This window comes from Paenibacillus thiaminolyticus (genome assembly GCF_003591545.1).
GTDB lineage: Bacteria > Bacillota > Bacilli > Paenibacillales > Paenibacillaceae > Paenibacillus_B > Paenibacillus_B thiaminolyticus_A.
The window spans coordinates 230,875-247,258 of sequence record NZ_QYZD01000001.1 but is presented as its reverse complement, the minus strand read 5'-3'; the positions used below and the strand labels follow the sequence as shown (position 1 = coordinate 247,258).

Sequence of the window (16,384 nt, the reverse complement as noted above, 5' to 3'; positions counted from 1 at the left end):
CCCACCTCATTTCGCCCAGCGGCGCTTGTTAATGTCACTCACTTTTGCCGGAGGCTGAGGCTTATCCCGCTCCCGGTCGTAGCTTACGAATTTATTGAATTGTTTCAGGAAAACCAGCTCGACGGTCCCGACCGGGCCGTTCCGCTGCTTGGCGATAATGATTTCGATGATGTTCTTTTTCTCGGTTTCTTTGTCGTAGTAGTCATCGCGGTACAAGAAGGCGACAATGTCGGCATCCTGCTCAATCGAACCGGATTCCCGCAGGTCGGACATCATCGGACGTTTGTCCTGCCGCTGCTCCACGCCCCGGCTCAGCTGCGAGAGGGCAATTACAGGGACGTCCAGCTCGCGGGCCAGTTGCTTCAGCATCCGTGATATCTCGGATACCTCCTGCTGCCGGTTCTCTCCCCGGCCGCGGCCAGCGATGAGCTGCAGGTAATCAATAATGATCATCCCCAAGCCCCGCTCTTTTTTGAGACGGCGACAGCGGGCACGTATCTCATACACGTTCAGCCCCGGTGTGTCGTCGATGTAGACGTCCGCCTCAGCAAGCTGCGCTATCCCGTTCGTCAGCTTCTCCCAATCGCCGTCCTCGAAGTATCCGGTTCGCATCCGGCTGGCATCTACTCGTGATTCCGCGCACATCATACGCTGAACAAGCTGCTTTTTGGACATCTCCAGGCTGAATATCGCGATCGTTTCCTTCGTCCGAACACCAACGTTTTGGGCGATATTGAGCGCGAACGCGGTCTTTCCGACCGATGGCCGGGCCGCCACGATGATGAGGTCACTGCGCTGAAAGCCCGCCGTCATGCGGTCCAGGTCATCGAAGCCAGAAGGAAGCCCAGTGATCCCGCGGTCTTCGTCCCGAGTCTCATACCGTTGTTCTGCATCCTCGTAGACCTCTATCAGCACATCTCTTAACCGGATAAAGTCCTTCTTCGGCGCGGCCAGGTCTGAAAGCCGGGTCGCCGTTTCCTGAAGGCCGGATATGACCTTGGTCGGGTCCCCCGATGTCACTGCCTGCTCCACAAGGACCATGCTCGCCTCGATGCTCTGCCGGAGCAGGTACTTTTCAAGCACAATTTCAGCATAGTGCTCTGTGTTTGCAGTGGTCGGCACGCTGCCGGCCAACCGGGACAGGTAACTGACTCCGCCGACCGCCGCAGCCTCGTCATGCTCCGAGAGTTTGTTTGTCAACGTCAACATGTCGATCGGGCTTCCTTCGTCGGCCAGATCCACCATACGCCGAAATATATTCTGGTGTTTCGTAGCGTAGAAAGCGGATGGCGTCAGCCTCTCTTGCAGCATGTCCATCAGCTGCGAGTCAATCAGCACCGCACCGAGTACCGCCTGCTCCGCCGCGAGATCCTGCGGGGGCTCCGTTCCAAGGATGTCAGCCAACGTTGGTTGCTGCTGTTGATTCTTTTGACTCATGCGCCCTCCCCCTTCACGAGAGCCCGAACCCGTTCAAGGTTGCCCGGCGGCGGCGGGGCTGCATTCTGGCGCCATGCGTCCAGCTTGTCGAAATATTCGTCCGTCTCCTGTTTCATGCGGTTGCGCTCAATCTGTTCTCCGAGCCGCCCGCGGATATCGGCAATCGTCGGCGGGAACCGCTCTGTCATGATGTGCTTGTCCACGTTGTCTAAAGCAACTTCAAAGGGAAAATCCTTCAGGTATCTGAAATTCTCTTTGACGTTCTGAACACTCCCGTCAAAGTTCGGATAATGGCGCTTGATGATTTTAAACAGCTCAGCTGCTTCGTCTATCTTCACGTCGTCTCTCCTCCTCGATGAACTTATCGAGTTCGTCAATCTGGTCTTGTTGCCTGCTTCGATAATTCTTGGCAGGAAGCGTTGAGCCCGCATTTTCTTTCCCTTGTACCTCAGGACCCCCTCGCGTCTTGTAGCCTTCAAGGATACCCCTGACATAAGCCAGCGTTCGCTTTCTATGTCGTACTGCTTCCCGCATCGCTTTTACCAGCCATTCACCACCGTAATCGTCATAAAGGTATCCAAGATCTTCGGCTTCGAACTCAGTGACATTCCCGTTCTCCGTGAAATTTTTTTCGTAGGCACGGTATATGTATCCGAATGTGTATTCATGGTTGTTGCTGCTGGATGCCTCCGTACCTATATCAGTTACAGTATCTTTAGTACTACTGCAGTTATTCTTTTTTATTATTGCTTTAATAATTGCTTTCGGGGCCCCGTGAGCCTTGATATGACGGGAAAAATCGCGTTTTTCGTTTCCCTTTTTGGGAAATGAGGACTTCCCGATTTGGGAAATGGTCGTTTCCCCTTTTGGGAAGTCATTTCCCGATTCGGGAAGCAAGTTCCCTTTTTGGGAATCGTTTTTCGTTTCCCGATTTGGGAAGTCGTTTCCCTTTTCGGGAACTTTTTTCGCCAAATTTGGAGACCGTTTCTCGATATTTAACTTGATTAATTCTTTCATTCTCCCTGAGTTAAAACTTCCAACTGCGTCTATCGTCCACTGGTCATAGTGCTTGTTAATTTGAAAAGCATTCAAACTTCGCTCCCAAAAAATCACTTTATTTTCGACCAGCGTTTCAAGGGCATTCCGTATGTGATTACTCCCGACTCCACATAATCCAAAGTCCTTCAATTGAGGAATGATCGCCGATGGCTTCCCGCACCCCCAGCTCAGCGTCAATATGAAATTGATAATGTCATGCTGCCGCTGATTAAACTTCCGGCGGATCATCTCTCGGTGTATTTCATGCGCAATTCGGATATGCGGGTCGTCTGGTTGGGGATTTACGCTGGAATCCACCGACTCTCACCCCCTGCTGCTTGCCATATTAAATGGCGCGCTCCTGCTTCGTTTTTTCTTGCCATGCTTTGTCGAAAAGACACCGCTTGGCGGGAATCTCATAGTGCCTCCGGCCAAGCACAAACGATACAAATCGATCCGTGCTGCGCTCGTAGTACATGCCGTTCAGTGGCGGCCGCGGCGCCAGTGCTTCAAAATCTGAAAACAGGTCCATCTGAACCATGCTCAATGCCTTCTCCCCCTATCGTCCCGGAGGTATATGAGCGGATATTTCGCTCGGACGACCGTCCAACCAGGATAACCCCGCTCGAAGTAGGCCCGGACCTCCCGCTTGAATGCTTCTGGATCTGAGTCTTTCAAACTCCAGAGCCGGTTGCCAATCATGCTTTTCATAAGTGGCTGTAATTCGTTCATCCCGCCCGCCTACCTTCCGGCCACCCGGACAACTTTCCCGGTCAGCGCCTGGATCTCACTCTTGAACAGTTCCTCGTTGCTGTTGTTGTCCGACAAGTGAAGCAGCCAGATTTCCTCCACACGCTGCAGGTCATTCGCCCGCAGGAACTCCTTCACATTCTCAAGGCTGAAATGGGACCTGAGCAGCCGACTTTTCATGACTGCTGGCACGCGGCCGGCGGCGATATTCTCCCGCAGTATCCCGATCGAGTAATTACATTCGACCATGATATGAGTGAGGCCCCTAAACCTGTAGCGGATGTAATAGGTATCCGTGGCAAACAGCAGCTTGTCCCCTGCCCGATTAGTCAGCAGGAAGCCCAACGGCTCTGCAGCGTCGTGTTCGACCTCAAAGGGCAGAATAGTCCATGTTCCTACAGTAAATGACTGGCGGGCTGCCACAGGCCGCAGGCGGTGCCCTGAAAGCCCCAAGGCTTCCGCCGTGCCCTGCCCGGTATACATATTGATTCCGGCCTTCATCACATCCTTGGCGGCCTTGCTGTGGTCGCCATGGTCGTGAGTAACCAGACAGCCCGCAATATCCGACATACGGAATTCCAGCACCCTCTGAATGTCCTTGAACCGGAGCCCGGCTTCCAGCAGGAGGGCCGTATGCCCATCCGTAATCCGGTAGGCGTTGCCCCCGCTGCTGGAGCCGAGAGGTAGAATATCGATCATCAGAAACCAGGCCCGTCTTCAAGGGTCTTTTCAAAATCCTCGAAGTCGATAGCTCCTTGACCCGGGGGCTGGATAGCGTCAGGTGTTTCCTTTGGTTGCTCATCTGCCGGCACTTGTTCCGTCGAGTGAGTTGGCTTCTCCGGCTGCTGCGGAACAGGTTCTATATCGATAAACTCACTATTAGCTCGCTCCGCAATCTCATTCTGTACCGCTGCATACGATTCATCCGACGTGTCTGTATATACCATCTCAACAAGAGCATTTCCAAAGTCTTTCGGTATCTTCTTTACGATGTTATTCCGCATTTTACGGACGAGCATGGACTCTCGGCTCTGATAATCTGTCCAAGCTGGGCTAATGTACTGCTGCAACTCCGGATCGTCCAGCGCCCCGAGTCCAAGCTGTTTCGCTTTCTTCAGAACTTCCGCTTTCTTCACGGCGATCTGCTTTTTCTGCTCCGTAGTTGCATTGAAACGGTCTTTACAGATGCCGAAGGTTTCATTCATCATGTTATTGTTCATGTGGGCAATCAGATTTCTGGCCACGTCTTCACGTTCTGCAATGTGGAATTCAACGGTTCCATCCTTCTTCAAAATCGGGTAGACTACCCGAACGACGTCCCCTTTTCCTTTAGGAATCCATTTTGGAGGGACTACATCGAAACCAGTGTATTGAGGGTAAGTAAAGTCATCTCCTTCCCGCACAAGCCAGAACTGGCCGACCTTCGCCACATCCCGACCGTAACGGGCAAGGATGGCGTCGTTCCCATCCCCTTCGATCCCCATCTCGATCTGCTTCTTCCAAATGTCCTTTCCGTCAGGGACTTTCGTCTTGACATTGCGGACTTGGAAAAATACTTCACGCGGGCTTGCCGCAGCGTTGAGCTTCAGGGATGCGACCGAGAGCAACGTTTGCGTAACGTTGCTCTTGTCCAGTTGGGGATCGTTCCAATCGATCCCCTTGGCATCCAATGCGGTATTAATAGATGAAATGGCTGACATGACGCATTGCTTGGAATACTGATCCATGTTGATTCCATGCCCAGTGAGTTGAGATTCGATCATGGGCAGGAAGATGTCATTTACCTTGGTTAGAGCTGTTGAAAATGGTGTACTCAATCAGATCGCCTCCTGCATGCTGTTGTTTTCAGTCACTACCCGGAGCTGCTTGTCCGCCTCAGATACCACCAACCGTATTACCTGGGCGTTCGTATCGATTAGCTTCGTGACGGCTTCGGCATTGTCGACGTATATCGGCGCCGAGAAGCCGTAATGCTCGGATAAGGTATTAATGATGTCCAACCCAACGTTGATCCGGGCGGCGTTGTTAAGACCGCCGTCATAAGGCACACCTTTGAAGGTGGTCACGCAAACCTCTTTCAGGCCACCGTTGACCTGCTGGTCGAACAACTTGAACCGAGCATAACGGAACTTAGAATTGATTTTCGATTCAAGCATGCTGACCTTAGTTCGGATGAACTCCTCCGTGAGAAATAGTTCTTGTTCAAGCTGCTCGAACTCGGACGCAAGCGCTTTTTCTTGCTTCTCCAGCTCGATAATACGCTGTTCGATTGCTCTGGCTTGACCAATTTTGGCCTTCTCTGCCTCGAGTGATTCGAGCTCCGCACGGAGCCCGGCTATCTGATGCTGGACTGCTCCCGCTGCAGCAAGAGTGCACGAACGAAGTTGTTCAATTTCTTGCCGTACACTAAGGGCCTCCGTCTGCAGATGCTGATGTCTTGGATCGGCAGTCGGGTCCTGCATGTCAGAGCGGAGAGTGGCCAGTTCAGCTTCAGCAGCGGAGAGTGCTTCCTGTTTCCCCGCCAGTGCTCGCTGATTCTCATCAAGAACGAAGGTAAAGCGTTCGGCTTCCTGTCGGAGACGTTCGGCTTCCGCCATTGCCTCTTTGCCTTGGACAGAGATCTCTTCCATTTGCTTCGCTTTCCGACGATTGAAATCGGATAGTACCTTGTCATGTGCTGCCTGAAGCTGTTCATCGGGGAGAGCCTGCCCACACGTTGGGCAGTTCTCGTCATGGTGATGATCCGGCATCGGTTGACTGTTTACCGTTGCCCATTCTTCACGCAAGCGCTTCGCTTCTACCTCACGGCTTTGCGCCTTGCGCTTATTCATTTCAATGCGTTGTTCTGCGTCATCAATGCGCCGGCGTAGCTCGTCTACTTCCCGGTGGAGAGCATCTACTCCCGCCCGCTTGCTCGCTATCAGATTCAGCGTCTCCTGCTGCAGGTCATTTTTGATCCCAATCAAATCGGTCTCAATCTCCCGCAGCCGCTTCTCCTTAACCGCGATTTCACCGCCGGATTGTATCCGGGACAATTCTTCTTCTTTCGCCGAAATGCGGCTGCGAAGGGTTTGGATGTCCTCCTGCAGCAGCTCCTCGTCCAGCTCCGCAATGTCCGGGGCGCTCCGGCGTGCCTCATCGATGCGAACCGGTATCTTCTCCAGCTCCTTGTTGATGTCGGATCGCCGGGCCGCAACCACTTTGCGGTGATCCTCGATGCTACGGCCGTTCAGGATGTCGGGCAGCCGTTCCAGCTCCTTGTTGCTGTGAATGACTTCCGCATCTGTGATGTCTCCGCAGACTTCGAGAAGTATTCGGCGGCGTTGCTCCCATTTCAGTTGCTCGTTGAAAAATGCCGGATTGGTCAGAAGCTTGAACACGTCCTCCTTGATCACCGCATCCACTGCTGCAGCGTACTCGCCTTGCTTCACCGGCACACCATCCACAAAGTACGAGGTCGTGTGTCCGGTGAATTCCGCTCTGGCAGCGCCGCGCTTTTTCGTCCATTTCTCGGCGTATACGCGGCGGAACGTCTTTCGTCGGCCGTCAAGACTAAGAACCAATTCGACCTCATGGTCAAGGCCGTGCTGCAGGACGTTTCCCGCTCCATCCAACTCCTTAATTTCGAAGTCAGTGCGGTTGGTACTGTCCTTCCCGAATAACCCCCACATGAAAGCATCAAAAATCGACGTCTTTCCGATTCCGTTATCGCCGTACACATCGACGTTTCCGCCGTTCGTTACTAACTCGAAATTGCGAAATCCCTTGAAATTCCGGACCGTCAGGCGTTCCATTATAATCTTATTCATGCGATTTCCTCCTTCGCGGTTTGAAGGTGCTCATTAATAGCGATCATGATTTCCGCCAGCTGCTCCTCATCGGCATGCAGCTCGACCGTGCCCGTCTGGCCCCGGATGGATAGAATCGTCGGCGTATATCTGAGCTTCGGGCGGATAGCGACCTCAATCCGCTCCTTAGTAACGTCAAACGACATTGCAACTCCCATCGTTACTCCTCCTTGTGTTTGAACGGCCATCCGTGGTAGAATGGCCGTATCAATTGAATTTTCAATGAACAGGAATGACCCGGTGCGAACGGGTCATTTTTCTTTTTTCGAGCATTGACATTTACAAGTGCATTTTCTCGGTAGCAATGGGATGATTTCTCCCGACTGCGGCGGGTTTTCGCTCAACCTCACAACCACGCCTCGTTCATCCCGCTTAACCCACATCAGCTCCTGTTTCCATGGGGTCGCCATCTATATCCCACCTTTCCTATGTATTGATGCGTCAGCCGCATCTTTCGACGCCAGTCAGAGGAATGAGACGACTGACCGGCGCCGAAAGACAAAGCCGAAGCTCTGCCTTGCTATTATGTTTTGTACTCCTCATATTCCCTCTGAAATGCCTGCATGATCTCGAGCGGTAAATCACTGAGCACATCATTAAAAAGAGTCCATTTTGCATAACTCTGCTCAACTAATGCGCGAGTTTCCTGAAATTCTTTTTGTGATATTTCTGAGGCCGTGATGAGAGCAAATTTCCTTGAAGACTGGATATATTCGTCGCGCACTTGTTGATATCGCACTGCCAATGCAGCAGCAAATTGCTTGATGTCCTCTTCCGTCATACCGTTCCCTCCTTGCGCTTATCGCGAGAAGGCGATACAATGGACGAAACGAGATACTTTAATCGAGTTCTCAGTGATGACGTCCGGCCTGCCCGCCGGGCGTTTTCTATTTCCTCTTCTGCAAACGTAATCATCATGTTTAGGTACTGCTCCGCATCCTCAAGCTTTCCCGGGGCAATCTTCTCCGGGTTTTCCTGAATGACTTTCAGATTGTGCTTCGCAGTTCGACCGGCAGCCATCGCTTCCGCCGCAAGAATTTTTCTATCCAAATTGTTACCCTCCTTAAAATGCTGTCATTAGATTTTGCAAAATCGTAATGCCATCCATGCCGTAGAGTATAGACACGGCAACTTCGGGGGCATTCGTAGCTTGAACCATTCGCATAAGCGTTGGGACATCAAGCGTCTGCTGGTCGTTCTCCAGCTTTGATATCGCGCTGCGGGACATGTGAACCTTTTCGGCCAATTCTTCTTGGCTCCAGCCCTTTCGTGTCCGCAGCGCCTTTATGATTACACCAAATTTCACAGCCTCTCACCTCCCGTTCTAAATTCGAACAGAAATAGTGGGGTGATCCGGTGTAATATAAAAGTATGGAAAGTCACCCACCCCACTCATCCCCTCCCGCTGGCGCAGGTACCGCTCCGGCGGGTTTCTTCTATCCTCTTGAGCGCAGCGGCTACATCCCGGCGTAATGACCGTAATTCCTTTTGCGATATAGAATCTGGGTTCCTTGCATGACCTTTCTGCAATGTCAGAGCCAACGCCTCATCAATCTCCATTCCCTGCACCGTTACACGGGCAACCGCCATTGTTATGCATGCTGCCCGGGAAGATGTGCGGTTCCAGCCGAATCTCATTAGGCACCTCTTTGTTTGCTCCATTCAACAAATTCACTCCAAATGACTCTCCGCTGCCGTGGCCCCCCTAGCGTGAATACAGGGCAGCCGGGTTCTGAAAGGATGTCGGACATATTTTCTTTACTAATGCCCAAACGTCTTCTGAGCTTAGGAATGGTCAATACTTCATCTTCTTGGAACTTGTTTGGTACGGTTACTTCTTGTGGTTGATGTTTTAACGAGTCGACAATTTGGAGTGCTTTTGTCAGCGTCTCCTTCATGCTCTCCAATTCTTGAACTGGTAAGCTCACGGGCGCGTCTCCTTTCTATGAACTTCCCTCCTAAAATCTGCTAAAATGAGATTGTCCAGATCACATCGCAGGAATGGAGGTGTAAATAAATGAATAAAATTGGTCTCGATGTTGAAAGTCTTATTAATCGTGGAGTGGCAGAACATGCTGCTACATCCGGTGAATTAACAGTTGAAGTCTTTGAAGACAAAGAATTAATTAATAACCCGAAGCTTCTCCAGGCATCCCTTGTGGTAGCGAGAGAAGAAGCAATCATTCGCGCTGTTGCAAAAATGATTGAAGAGAACAACAATGAGCTTCTAAAGCAGTTAAAAGCCGCTGGCGTTCTTCCGGATCAGTAACTCTTTTTTCGATGCGACGTTTTCGAACCTGAAGTAAACGTAGCTGTTCTTTGATCAAAGCCGTCGTTTCACCGGCGGCTTCCCTTCTCAAGTCCAGACCGCATATTTCGCAGAAGTTATCATCTGCTTCGATCTTGTTGTGTTGGCATCGCGGGCAAGTTTTTTTGGACAATTAGACAACCTCCTTTGCGTGAGAATCATCCAAAGGAAACGTTTCGTTTCCCTTATGCTTAAAAAAAAGGGTCCAATCAAATCCCAAGACCGCACCAATACGTTTCGCAAGGGTCACGCCTGGATCCCTTACCTCTGACTCAATCATCCCATAGTATTGTCTACTAATTTTAACTAAAGTAGCGACTTCTTCATGAGTCATGTCTTTTTCATTTCGTATTTTTCGTAACCAATCTCTCCCCATATTCACCACCCCAAGCAACATTTCGTTTCCTTATATCATTCATTATACGCAACATTTTGTTTCTGTCAACGATTTTTAGAAACTTTTTGTTGCGTATATGTTTGGCAACAAAAAGTTGCGTTATACTTACCTTATAGGTGAGGTGAATTAAGTGCTATCAGAAAGACTTGCCCAAAAACGATTAGAAAAAAAACTCACACATCAAAATATGGCTGACAAACTAGGAATCACTAGACAGGCATATGGAAATTATGAATCAGGGAAAAGAGATTTGGATACAGAAACCCTTTCAAAGATCGCAGATATACTTGAAACTACAACAGATTATTTATTAGGGCGTACAGAGGATCCATCACCAAAGAATACAACTTCAGAGGAAGCCGAGATTGATGAACTCCTCAAGAATGAAGTGCATGGTGCCTTTTTCAAAGATTACCTTTCCGCCCCAGAGCAGAAAAAAGCTGAGATGCGACAATTTTTAAAGTTTATTCTTGAGCAACAGAAGGATAGAAAACCGGGGCAGCGACAGGGTGAATAGAGGATATAACCGGAACAAAATAATCAATGTGAGGGAGTACAAATGACAAGTGTTTTATTAGTCATACTTATACTAGTCATTCTTTTCCGTGAAGAGATTAGAACGATTATAGGTCTGGGATTACTCTACATTCTGATTGCTGGGTTTTGGGATAATAATGAGTGGTGGGGAAAACCACTTGTAATTGCACTCGCTGTTCTTTTTGCATTAGGAGTGATTGTTGGTTTATTAGAAAAATATGTGGAGAAGTATGGAGAAACACGTTTTTTTCAATACGTTAAAGTCATTTCACAGATGCTGGGTATATTGATATTAGTTTGTTCGATTGCCGGTGGTCTGTATCTTTTGACAAAACTGATAACCTAAGTGCCCTCGGGCATTTATTTTTTACCTCAAAACCGAACATATATTCTCATCAATGGAGGGATGAATCATGTTTGAGCACTACATAATGACACAAATTGAAGAGTTTCAAGAAAGCTTGTACAGACGTATTGGGGTATCTCACCCCAGCCATCTAACGATCGAGGAAATGGCTGCTCGCCTGAACGTATGGCTATATTTTGGACCCGTCGGAAGTAAGGCTCTCGAAGTAAGGCCTGGCATGTATTCAGTGAACATCGACTCACGGCTCAACCAACAAGAACAATGGCTCGATTTTCTACACGAACTATGCCATTTGCTCCGGCATGCTGGCGATCAAAGCATCATGCCGGAGCAATTTACCCGGGCCCAAGAATGTGAGGCGAATGCCTTCATGTTGTATGCTGCGCTGCCGCTTTCCATGATTCAACGACTTCACCTTCCAGCGTCATTCGACGGGTGCGTCGAGATGCTGGCCAACGAGTTCCGGGTCCCAGTTGACCTCGCAACTCAGCGTATGGAACAAATACAACGGCGCTGCCTACAGGGAATGTTTCAGAAGATTGCATCTACATATAGACCGCCGAGAGCACCCGTGGAGAGTCACAACGGCCATACTGAGGTTTATGCCTATTTCGATCCATATGGAGATCTTGATGAACCTTCGCAACTCATTGTCAGCATTGATCAACAAGACGCTCGCAAAGACGAACTGCTCATTCCGATCGATGGTCCCTACAAGCGAATCAACCCTGAAAGCCCACCTGTTATGTCGTGTGTACAGGTGGGGCCCGAGGATATTGCATGTAGGAATGGTCACATCTTTCTCAAAATAAAGCGGTTGGCCGAAAGGCATGGACTGTCTGCGCGAAATGTTTTGCTGCAAATGCGAGATATTGAAGAAGCTAAAAAATTTGCTTGGTAGGAGGTCTGTACCATGAGAGGACATATTGCATCAAAATGGGGTAAATATTATATTGTCGTGGACATGACAGATGAAAATGGGAAACGTAAAAAAAAGTGGTTTAGCGGGCCGAATAAAAGTGGTTTTTTACGAAAAAAAGATGCGGAGAAAGCTCTTCCTGAAATTCTCAATTCCATAAACAAGGGCACATATATTGAACCAAGTAAAGAAACATTTGGGACGATCATGGAAGAATGGCTTCGAGATAAGAAAACTGAGGTTAAACATGGGACATGGAAATCGTACCAATGGCTGGTGGAAACTCATATTGTCCCTAAATTGGGGAATATTCAAGTTATAAAACTAAGGCCCGAACACCTTCATGAGTTTTATCACAAAACATTATTAAACAAGTGTAATCTATCTGTAGGCTCGATTAAGAAAGCTCATGTATTGATTCTGGATGCTCTCAACCGGGCTGTTCAATGGGGAAAAATAGCGCAAAATGTCGCCACGGTTGTCAAACTACCTCAAGGCAAGAAGGCAAAATTTCAGGTTTGGAATGAGGAACAACTCCGGATTTTTCTTGAGACGGCAGCAGATGATCAGTATTTTATGGCTTTTGAGCTTGCGGCGTCGACGGGGATGAGAAAGTCTGAAATACTCGGATTAGCTCGCGAGGATATTGACTTGACCACAAAGATCGCATCAGTACGACAAGCATACACTTTAGCCGAAGACGGGTACGACTTAGATGATACCAAAAATGATAGCAGCGTCCGATCCATAGCACTTTTCCCGAAAACAGTTGAATTATTAGAACGGCATCTAAGAAAGCAACGAGCTGAACAAAACGCTTTAAAGCATCTATACGATGATCATGGACTCGTTATTCAAACCGCAAAGGGGACTCCCGTTAATCAAAGGAATTTAATGCGGAATTACTACAGAATCATAAAGAAAATTCAGAAGGCATGCCCCGACTTTCCAAAAATTCGTTTCCATGATCTTCGCCATACTCATGCAACTCTGCTGCTCAAAGCTGGCATTCATCCAAAAATTGTCCAGGAGAGACTCGGCCACTCGTCGATAAATGTTACTCTCGACACATATTCTCACGTATTGCCGAACTTGCAAGAGGCGGTCCTTCGCAATGTCGGAGATTCAATCACTGGACAGCAAATTGAGGAGAAAAAGCCGCTTTATCTCGATAAAGGGTAGATGATCGGTAGATGAGCATGCAAAACCAGAAAAATAGCGCGGCCCCCGAAACCCCGGAAGCCGCGCCGTTATCGACATGTAAGTGGTGCTGGTGAAGGGAATTGAACCCCCGACCTACGCATTACGAGTGCGTTGCTCTACCCCTGAGCTACACCAGCAGTTTAACAACGAATATTATTATAAAGAAATCGACGAAAAGTTGCAATACTCTTTTATCCATTTCCATAAATTACATGTCCATTGATAACCGCAGGGCAAGCATACCAACGGGGCAATTGGCGCCGTTCCGCCGCAGCAGCCGCCTCGCCAAAGAGAACGATCACGGCGCTCGGGACAGAACGATCCGCTTCTCCCGTCTTCACCAGGCGGACAGCATCACATGGCCACAGGTCAACCATGGCATGCTTGTGCAGCGCCTGCTCGGTCAACTCCAGGCTGCCGAAGCCGGCATGGAGCTGCTCAGGCGCATCCGCTAACCGCTTCAGCCAAGCCCCGACCTCCGCCTTCGACGGGGATGTCCACCAGAGGGTGCGCGGCTTGTGACGATGCTGCAGCATATAATCCAACCGCATCAGACTGCGAATAACATCCAGATCCGGCACCTGCGTCCGCTCCAGAAATTGCTCCAGGCGAAGGAACAGATCATGCAGTTGATGGCCGATGCGCTCCCAGCCCTGCTCCGCCCAGTCATCTCCGAACTGTTGAAAAAAATCATACGGCGTCGCAAACGAACGCTGTGTCAAATAATTGACGGTATAATCGGCTCGATGCGAATTCCAGTACTTTTCTAAAATATCCTCTACCCGCTTGATGCGCAGGACATCCGAGAACGGGAGGACATCGTTCGCCAGCATTTCATAGGGGGCTTGCTCCATATATTTATAGCCGTACCGGCCGGCATCCGCCCGCAAGCCCGTACCGCGCAGCAGCTTCAGGAAGCCGAGCTGCAGCTCCTCGGGCTGGAGCGCGAAGACATCATTGAACGTCTTTTTGAAGGACGCATAGTCCTCTCCCGGAAGCCCGGCGATTAAATCGAGATGCTGATCGATTTTGCCGCCCTCCTTAATAAGGCGCACGGTGCGGCACAGCTTATCCCAATTTTGGCGGCGCTTGACGAGCCGGTTCGTCTCCTCATTCGTCGACTGGATGCCGATCTCGAAGCGAAAGATGCCGGGCGGAGCCTCCTTGTTCAGGAACTCCAGCACCTCCGGCCGCATAATATCGGCGGTAATCTCGAATTGGAACACGCAGCCGTCATGATGATCGATCAAAAACTGGAAAATATCGAGCGCATAATCGCGGTTAATATTGAACGTGCGATCGAGGAACTTGATGGTGCGTGCTCCTGCCTGGATCAAATACTTTAAATCGGCCTTCACCCGCTCCTTGTCGAAAAAGCGGACTCCCGTCTCCGTACTGGACAGGCAGAACTGGCAGTTGAACGGACAGCCGCGGCTCGTCTCGAAATAAACGATGCGCTTCCCGAGCTCGGCCCGATCCGCTTCGAACCGGTATGGAGACGGCATATGATCCAGGTCCAGCTTGGCCTGTGGCGGATTGACGCGGATGTCTTTGCCCTCCCGCCAAGCGATGCCCGCCACCGTATCGACCGGCAGGCCATCGGCGAAGCAGCCGAGCACCGCTTTGAATACCGCCTCGCCTTCGCCCATCACGACAATATCGACAGCCGGCTCCCGCCCAAGAAAATAGCCCGGATCGAAGGATACCTCTGGCCCCCCGAGCACGATGCGGACATCGGGCAGCACCTGCTTCAAGATCCGGGCTACAGCCAGCGTCGCTTCGATATTCCATATATAACAGGAGAAGCCAACCACATCCGGCTTCCGGTTATACAAATCGGCCGCAATATGAAGCACCGGGTCCTTAATCGTGTACTCCGCCATATCTATCTCGAATTCATCCTCTGCATATGCCTTCAACAGGCGCAGCGACAGCGCGGTGTGAATATATTTTGCATTGATCGCAGCGACAATCGTCTTCATCCTTGCAGCTCCTTCTGCTGATTACATGTGCTTGCCGGTCATCGGCCCGGCATGCCACTGCTTACCGTAGCGGAAGGCTCCACGGGAGTCTATAGCGGATATCACATTTGGCGCAAAAAGAAGCTTCGGCATGGCGTCGCATTTCGAAGCCGGAGCGAAGCGTGCGGAACAACAAAACGCGGCCCCTTCAGGGACCGCGCCACAATCGGTTAACTCCATAAATACTTTACCCCATTCACCATCTAGACAAGACGGAGCATCGCCTTCATATCTTCCTGCGCATCCCCGATAAGCTTCAGGCCGAACAGATCGGTCAGCACGTTCATCACGCCTTCCGAGATGAATTCCGGCGGCTTCGGCCCGATGCGAATATCACGGATGCCCAGACTGAACAAGCCAAGCAAAATCGCAACCGCCTTCTGCTCGAACCACGAGAGCACGATCGACACCGGCAGTTCGTTGACACTGCAGCCGAAGGCGTCCGCAAGCGCAGCAGCGATCTTGACCGTGGAGCCGGAATTATTGCACTGCCCCAGATCGATATAACGCGGAATGCCCGTATCCGCCACCGTACCGTAATCGACATCATTGAACCGGAACTTCCCGCACGAGGTCGTCAAAATAACAGTATCGTTCGGCAGTGATGTCGCGAGCTCGCGGTAATACTCGCCGCCCTTGCCTGGCGCATCGCAGCCCGCGATGACGAAGAACCGCTTGATTTTGCCATCCTTAACGGCCTGAATAATTTCCGGCGCCAGCCCGAGCACCGTCTCGTGGTGATATCCCGTCGTCAATGTCAGCTCGCTCTCCACATCCGCCGCAGGCAGCACCAGCGCACGATCGATCAGCGGCGAGAAATCGTCGTTCACGATCTTGGTCACGCCCTCGAGCCCCGCCACGTCATAGGAGAAGAACCGATCAGCATAGGTCCCCTTAATCGGCATGACGCAGTTCGTCGTCGCAAGGATGGCGCCAGGATATTGCTCGAACAGACGGCGCTGGTCGTACCAGGCTTTGCCGATATTGCCTTTCAAATGCGGATATTTCTTCAATGCCGGGTAGCCGTGCGCCGGAAGCATCTCGGAATGGGTGTAAATGTTGATGCCCTTGCCCTCCGTCTGCTTCAGCAATTCCTCCAGTGCATACAAGTTATGCCCTGTCACGACGATAGACTTGCCCTCTATCTTGTTCTGCGGGACGGTAACCGGCACGGGAACGCCGAAATGCTCCGTATGGGCCCGATCCAGCACATCCATAATGCGGATCGCCGCGCCCCCTACCTTCATCGCCATGTCCAGATGCTCTTGTAAGTTGAAATTGGAGTTAGTCAACGTCATATAGAGCGCTTCATGCGTAATCGCGTCAACTTCTTCATCGACATAGCCCAACTGCCGCGCATGCGTCGCATACGCCGCGATGCCTTTCAACGCAAACACGATCGTATCCTGTAGACTGGCAATCGTCTCGTCCTTGCCGCACACTCCGACAACCTTGCAGCCGCCCGTCGGCGTCTGCTCGCATTGATGACAGAACATTTGCGCTTCCCCCTGTCAAAATTGGTTTTCTATTTCCAACATACTAAATAGGAAAGCACCCCC

Annotated in this window: 20 protein-coding genes and 1 tRNA gene; 5 read left to right on the top strand and 16 right to left on the bottom strand. The window is 50.6% G+C overall.

What is annotated here, in order from left to right:
- Positions 1 to 6 precede the first annotated feature (6 nt).
- From dnaB to DQX05_RS01125, 12 genes are all read right to left on the bottom strand, one after another.
- The gene (gene dnaB, locus DQX05_RS01190; protein WP_119790161.1) at positions 7 to 1,437 is read right to left on the bottom strand and encodes a replicative DNA helicase; all 1,431 of its coding nucleotides are present in this window, start codon (positions 1,435 to 1,437) and stop codon (positions 7 to 9) included.
- The gene (locus DQX05_RS01185; RefSeq protein ID WP_119790159.1) at positions 1,434 to 1,775 is read right to left on the bottom strand and encodes a hypothetical protein; all 342 of its coding nucleotides are present in this window, start codon (positions 1,773 to 1,775) and stop codon (positions 1,434 to 1,436) included. The genes dnaB and DQX05_RS01185 overlap by 4 nt, the downstream gene beginning before the upstream one ends.
- A complete protein-coding gene (locus tag DQX05_RS01180; RefSeq protein ID WP_119790157.1) occupies positions 1,753 to 2,793 on the bottom strand; it encodes a replication protein in 1,041 nt (346 codons plus the stop codon). The genes DQX05_RS01185 and DQX05_RS01180 overlap by 23 nt, the downstream gene beginning before the upstream one ends.
- Before the next feature lie 28 nt (positions 2,794 to 2,821).
- Complete coding sequence (locus tag DQX05_RS01175; protein WP_119790155.1) at positions 2,822 to 3,016, bottom strand: hypothetical protein; 195 nt, start codon at positions 3,014 to 3,016, stop codon at positions 2,822 to 2,824.
- A 200-nt stretch (positions 3,017 to 3,216) separates the two neighbouring features.
- Complete coding sequence (locus tag DQX05_RS01165) at positions 3,217 to 3,924, bottom strand: MBL fold metallo-hydrolase (protein ID WP_119790151.1); 708 nt, start codon at positions 3,922 to 3,924, stop codon at positions 3,217 to 3,219.
- On the bottom strand, positions 3,924 to 5,042 hold the full coding sequence (locus DQX05_RS01160; protein WP_259391718.1) for a hypothetical protein: 1,119 nt from the start codon (positions 5,040 to 5,042) through the stop codon (positions 3,924 to 3,926). The genes DQX05_RS01165 and DQX05_RS01160 overlap by 1 nt, the downstream gene beginning before the upstream one ends.
- Positions 5,043 to 7,034 carry an AAA family ATPase gene (locus tag DQX05_RS01155; protein WP_119790150.1) on the bottom strand — a complete coding sequence of 664 codons (1,992 nt, stop codon included), beginning with the start codon at positions 7,032 to 7,034 and terminating at the stop codon, positions 5,043 to 5,045.
- Positions 7,031 to 7,231, bottom strand: coding sequence for a hypothetical protein (locus DQX05_RS01150; protein ID WP_119790148.1), 201 nt, complete (start codon positions 7,229 to 7,231; stop codon positions 7,031 to 7,033). The genes DQX05_RS01155 and DQX05_RS01150 overlap by 4 nt, the downstream gene beginning before the upstream one ends.
- Positions 7,232 to 7,596: 365 nt before the next feature.
- A complete protein-coding gene (locus tag DQX05_RS01145; protein WP_119790147.1) occupies positions 7,597 to 7,854 on the bottom strand; it encodes a hypothetical protein in 258 nt (85 codons plus the stop codon).
- Complete coding sequence (locus tag DQX05_RS01140) at positions 7,851 to 8,123, bottom strand: hypothetical protein (RefSeq protein WP_119790145.1); 273 nt, start codon at positions 8,121 to 8,123, stop codon at positions 7,851 to 7,853. Before DQX05_RS01140 ends, DQX05_RS01145 begins: the two co-directional genes overlap by 4 nt.
- A 13-nt stretch (positions 8,124 to 8,136) precedes the next feature.
- Positions 8,137 to 8,379 carry a helix-turn-helix domain-containing protein gene (locus DQX05_RS01135; protein ID WP_119790143.1) on the bottom strand — a complete coding sequence of 81 codons (243 nt, stop codon included), beginning with the start codon at positions 8,377 to 8,379 and terminating at the stop codon, positions 8,137 to 8,139.
- Between the two features lie 331 nt (positions 8,380 to 8,710).
- A complete protein-coding gene (locus DQX05_RS01125; RefSeq protein ID WP_119790139.1) occupies positions 8,711 to 9,001 on the bottom strand; it encodes a hypothetical protein in 291 nt (96 codons plus the stop codon).
- A gap of 89 nt (positions 9,002 to 9,090) precedes the next feature.
- Here DQX05_RS01125 and DQX05_RS30475 point away from each other — a divergent pair, with 89 nt between their 5' ends.
- Positions 9,091 to 9,342, top strand: a complete 252-nt coding sequence (locus tag DQX05_RS30475) for a hypothetical protein (protein WP_182914603.1) — start codon at positions 9,091 to 9,093, stop codon at positions 9,340 to 9,342.
- A gap of 172 nt (positions 9,343 to 9,514) precedes the next feature.
- Here the strand turns inward: DQX05_RS30475 and DQX05_RS01115 are convergent, their stop codons facing one another.
- Complete coding sequence (locus DQX05_RS01115) at positions 9,515 to 9,757, bottom strand: helix-turn-helix transcriptional regulator (protein WP_119790734.1); 243 nt, start codon at positions 9,755 to 9,757, stop codon at positions 9,515 to 9,517.
- A 151-nt stretch (positions 9,758 to 9,908) separates the two neighbouring features.
- Between DQX05_RS01115 and DQX05_RS01110 the strand changes: the two genes are divergently transcribed.
- The 4 genes from DQX05_RS01110 to DQX05_RS01095 all read left to right on the top strand — a co-directional run bounded on the left by DQX05_RS01110 (position 9,909) and on the right by DQX05_RS01095 (position 12,783).
- Positions 9,909 to 10,295 (top strand): helix-turn-helix domain-containing protein, encoded by a 387-nt coding sequence (locus DQX05_RS01110; protein ID WP_119790135.1) that lies wholly within the window; start codon positions 9,909 to 9,911, stop codon positions 10,293 to 10,295.
- A gap of 42 nt (positions 10,296 to 10,337) precedes the next feature.
- Entirely contained in the window at positions 10,338 to 10,661 is a 324-nt protein-coding gene (locus DQX05_RS01105) for a hypothetical protein (RefSeq protein ID WP_119790134.1), read from the top strand.
- Positions 10,662 to 10,728: 67 nt separating this feature from the next.
- Positions 10,729 to 11,583 (top strand): ImmA/IrrE family metallo-endopeptidase, encoded by an 855-nt coding sequence (locus tag DQX05_RS01100; protein ID WP_119790132.1) that lies wholly within the window; start codon positions 10,729 to 10,731, stop codon positions 11,581 to 11,583.
- 12 nt (positions 11,584 to 11,595) lie between these two features.
- Positions 11,596 to 12,783, top strand: a complete 1,188-nt coding sequence (locus DQX05_RS01095; RefSeq protein ID WP_119790130.1) for a site-specific integrase — start codon at positions 11,596 to 11,598, stop codon at positions 12,781 to 12,783.
- Positions 12,784 to 12,866: 83 nt separating this feature from the next.
- On the opposite strand, the gene DQX05_RS01090 is transcribed toward DQX05_RS01095, so the two are convergent.
- From DQX05_RS01090 to hcp, 3 genes are all read right to left on the bottom strand, one after another.
- A tRNA-Thr gene (locus tag DQX05_RS01090) sits at positions 12,867 to 12,941 on the bottom strand.
- A gap of 54 nt (positions 12,942 to 12,995) precedes the next feature.
- The gene (locus DQX05_RS01085; RefSeq protein WP_119790129.1) at positions 12,996 to 14,786 is read right to left on the bottom strand and encodes a B12-binding domain-containing radical SAM protein; all 1,791 of its coding nucleotides are present in this window, start codon (positions 14,784 to 14,786) and stop codon (positions 12,996 to 12,998) included.
- 242 nt (positions 14,787 to 15,028) lie between these two features.
- Positions 15,029 to 16,321, bottom strand: coding sequence for a hydroxylamine reductase (gene hcp, locus DQX05_RS01080; RefSeq protein ID WP_119790127.1), 1,293 nt, complete (start codon positions 16,319 to 16,321; stop codon positions 15,029 to 15,031).
- Positions 16,322 to 16,384: the final 63 nt, after the last annotated feature.

Coding starts and splice junctions, on each gene's coding strand:
- DQX05_RS01095 (WP_119790130.1), top strand. CDS start 11,596: ATGAGAGGACATATTGCATCAAAATGGGGTAAATATTATATTGTCGTG.
- DQX05_RS01145 (WP_119790147.1), bottom strand. CDS start 7,854: ATGACGGAAGAGGACATCAAGCAATTTGCTGCTGCATTGGCAGTGCGA.
- DQX05_RS01175 (WP_119790155.1), bottom strand. CDS start 3,016: ATGGTTCAGATGGACCTGTTTTCAGATTTTGAAGCACTGGCGCCGCGG.
- DQX05_RS01155 (WP_119790150.1), bottom strand. CDS start 7,034: ATGAATAAGATTATAATGGAACGCCTGACGGTCCGGAATTTCAAGGGA.
- DQX05_RS01150 (WP_119790148.1), bottom strand. CDS start 7,231: ATGGGAGTTGCAATGTCGTTTGACGTTACTAAGGAGCGGATTGAGGTC.
- dnaB (WP_119790161.1), bottom strand. CDS start 1,437: ATGAGTCAAAAGAATCAACAGCAGCAACCAACGTTGGCTGACATCCTT.
- hcp (WP_119790127.1), bottom strand. CDS start 16,321: ATGTTCTGTCATCAATGCGAGCAGACGCCGACGGGCGGCTGCAAGGTT.
- DQX05_RS01100 (WP_119790132.1), top strand. CDS start 10,729: ATGTTTGAGCACTACATAATGACACAAATTGAAGAGTTTCAAGAAAGC.
- DQX05_RS01165 (WP_119790151.1), bottom strand. CDS start 3,924: ATGATCGATATTCTACCTCTCGGCTCCAGCAGCGGGGGCAACGCCTAC.
- DQX05_RS01105 (WP_119790134.1), top strand. CDS start 10,338: ATGACAAGTGTTTTATTAGTCATACTTATACTAGTCATTCTTTTCCGT.
- DQX05_RS30475 (WP_182914603.1), top strand. CDS start 9,091: ATGAATAAAATTGGTCTCGATGTTGAAAGTCTTATTAATCGTGGAGTG.
- DQX05_RS01115 (WP_119790734.1), bottom strand. CDS start 9,757: ATGGGGAGAGATTGGTTACGAAAAATACGAAATGAAAAAGACATGACT.
- DQX05_RS01085 (WP_119790129.1), bottom strand. CDS start 14,786: ATGAAGACGATTGTCGCTGCGATCAATGCAAAATATATTCACACCGCG.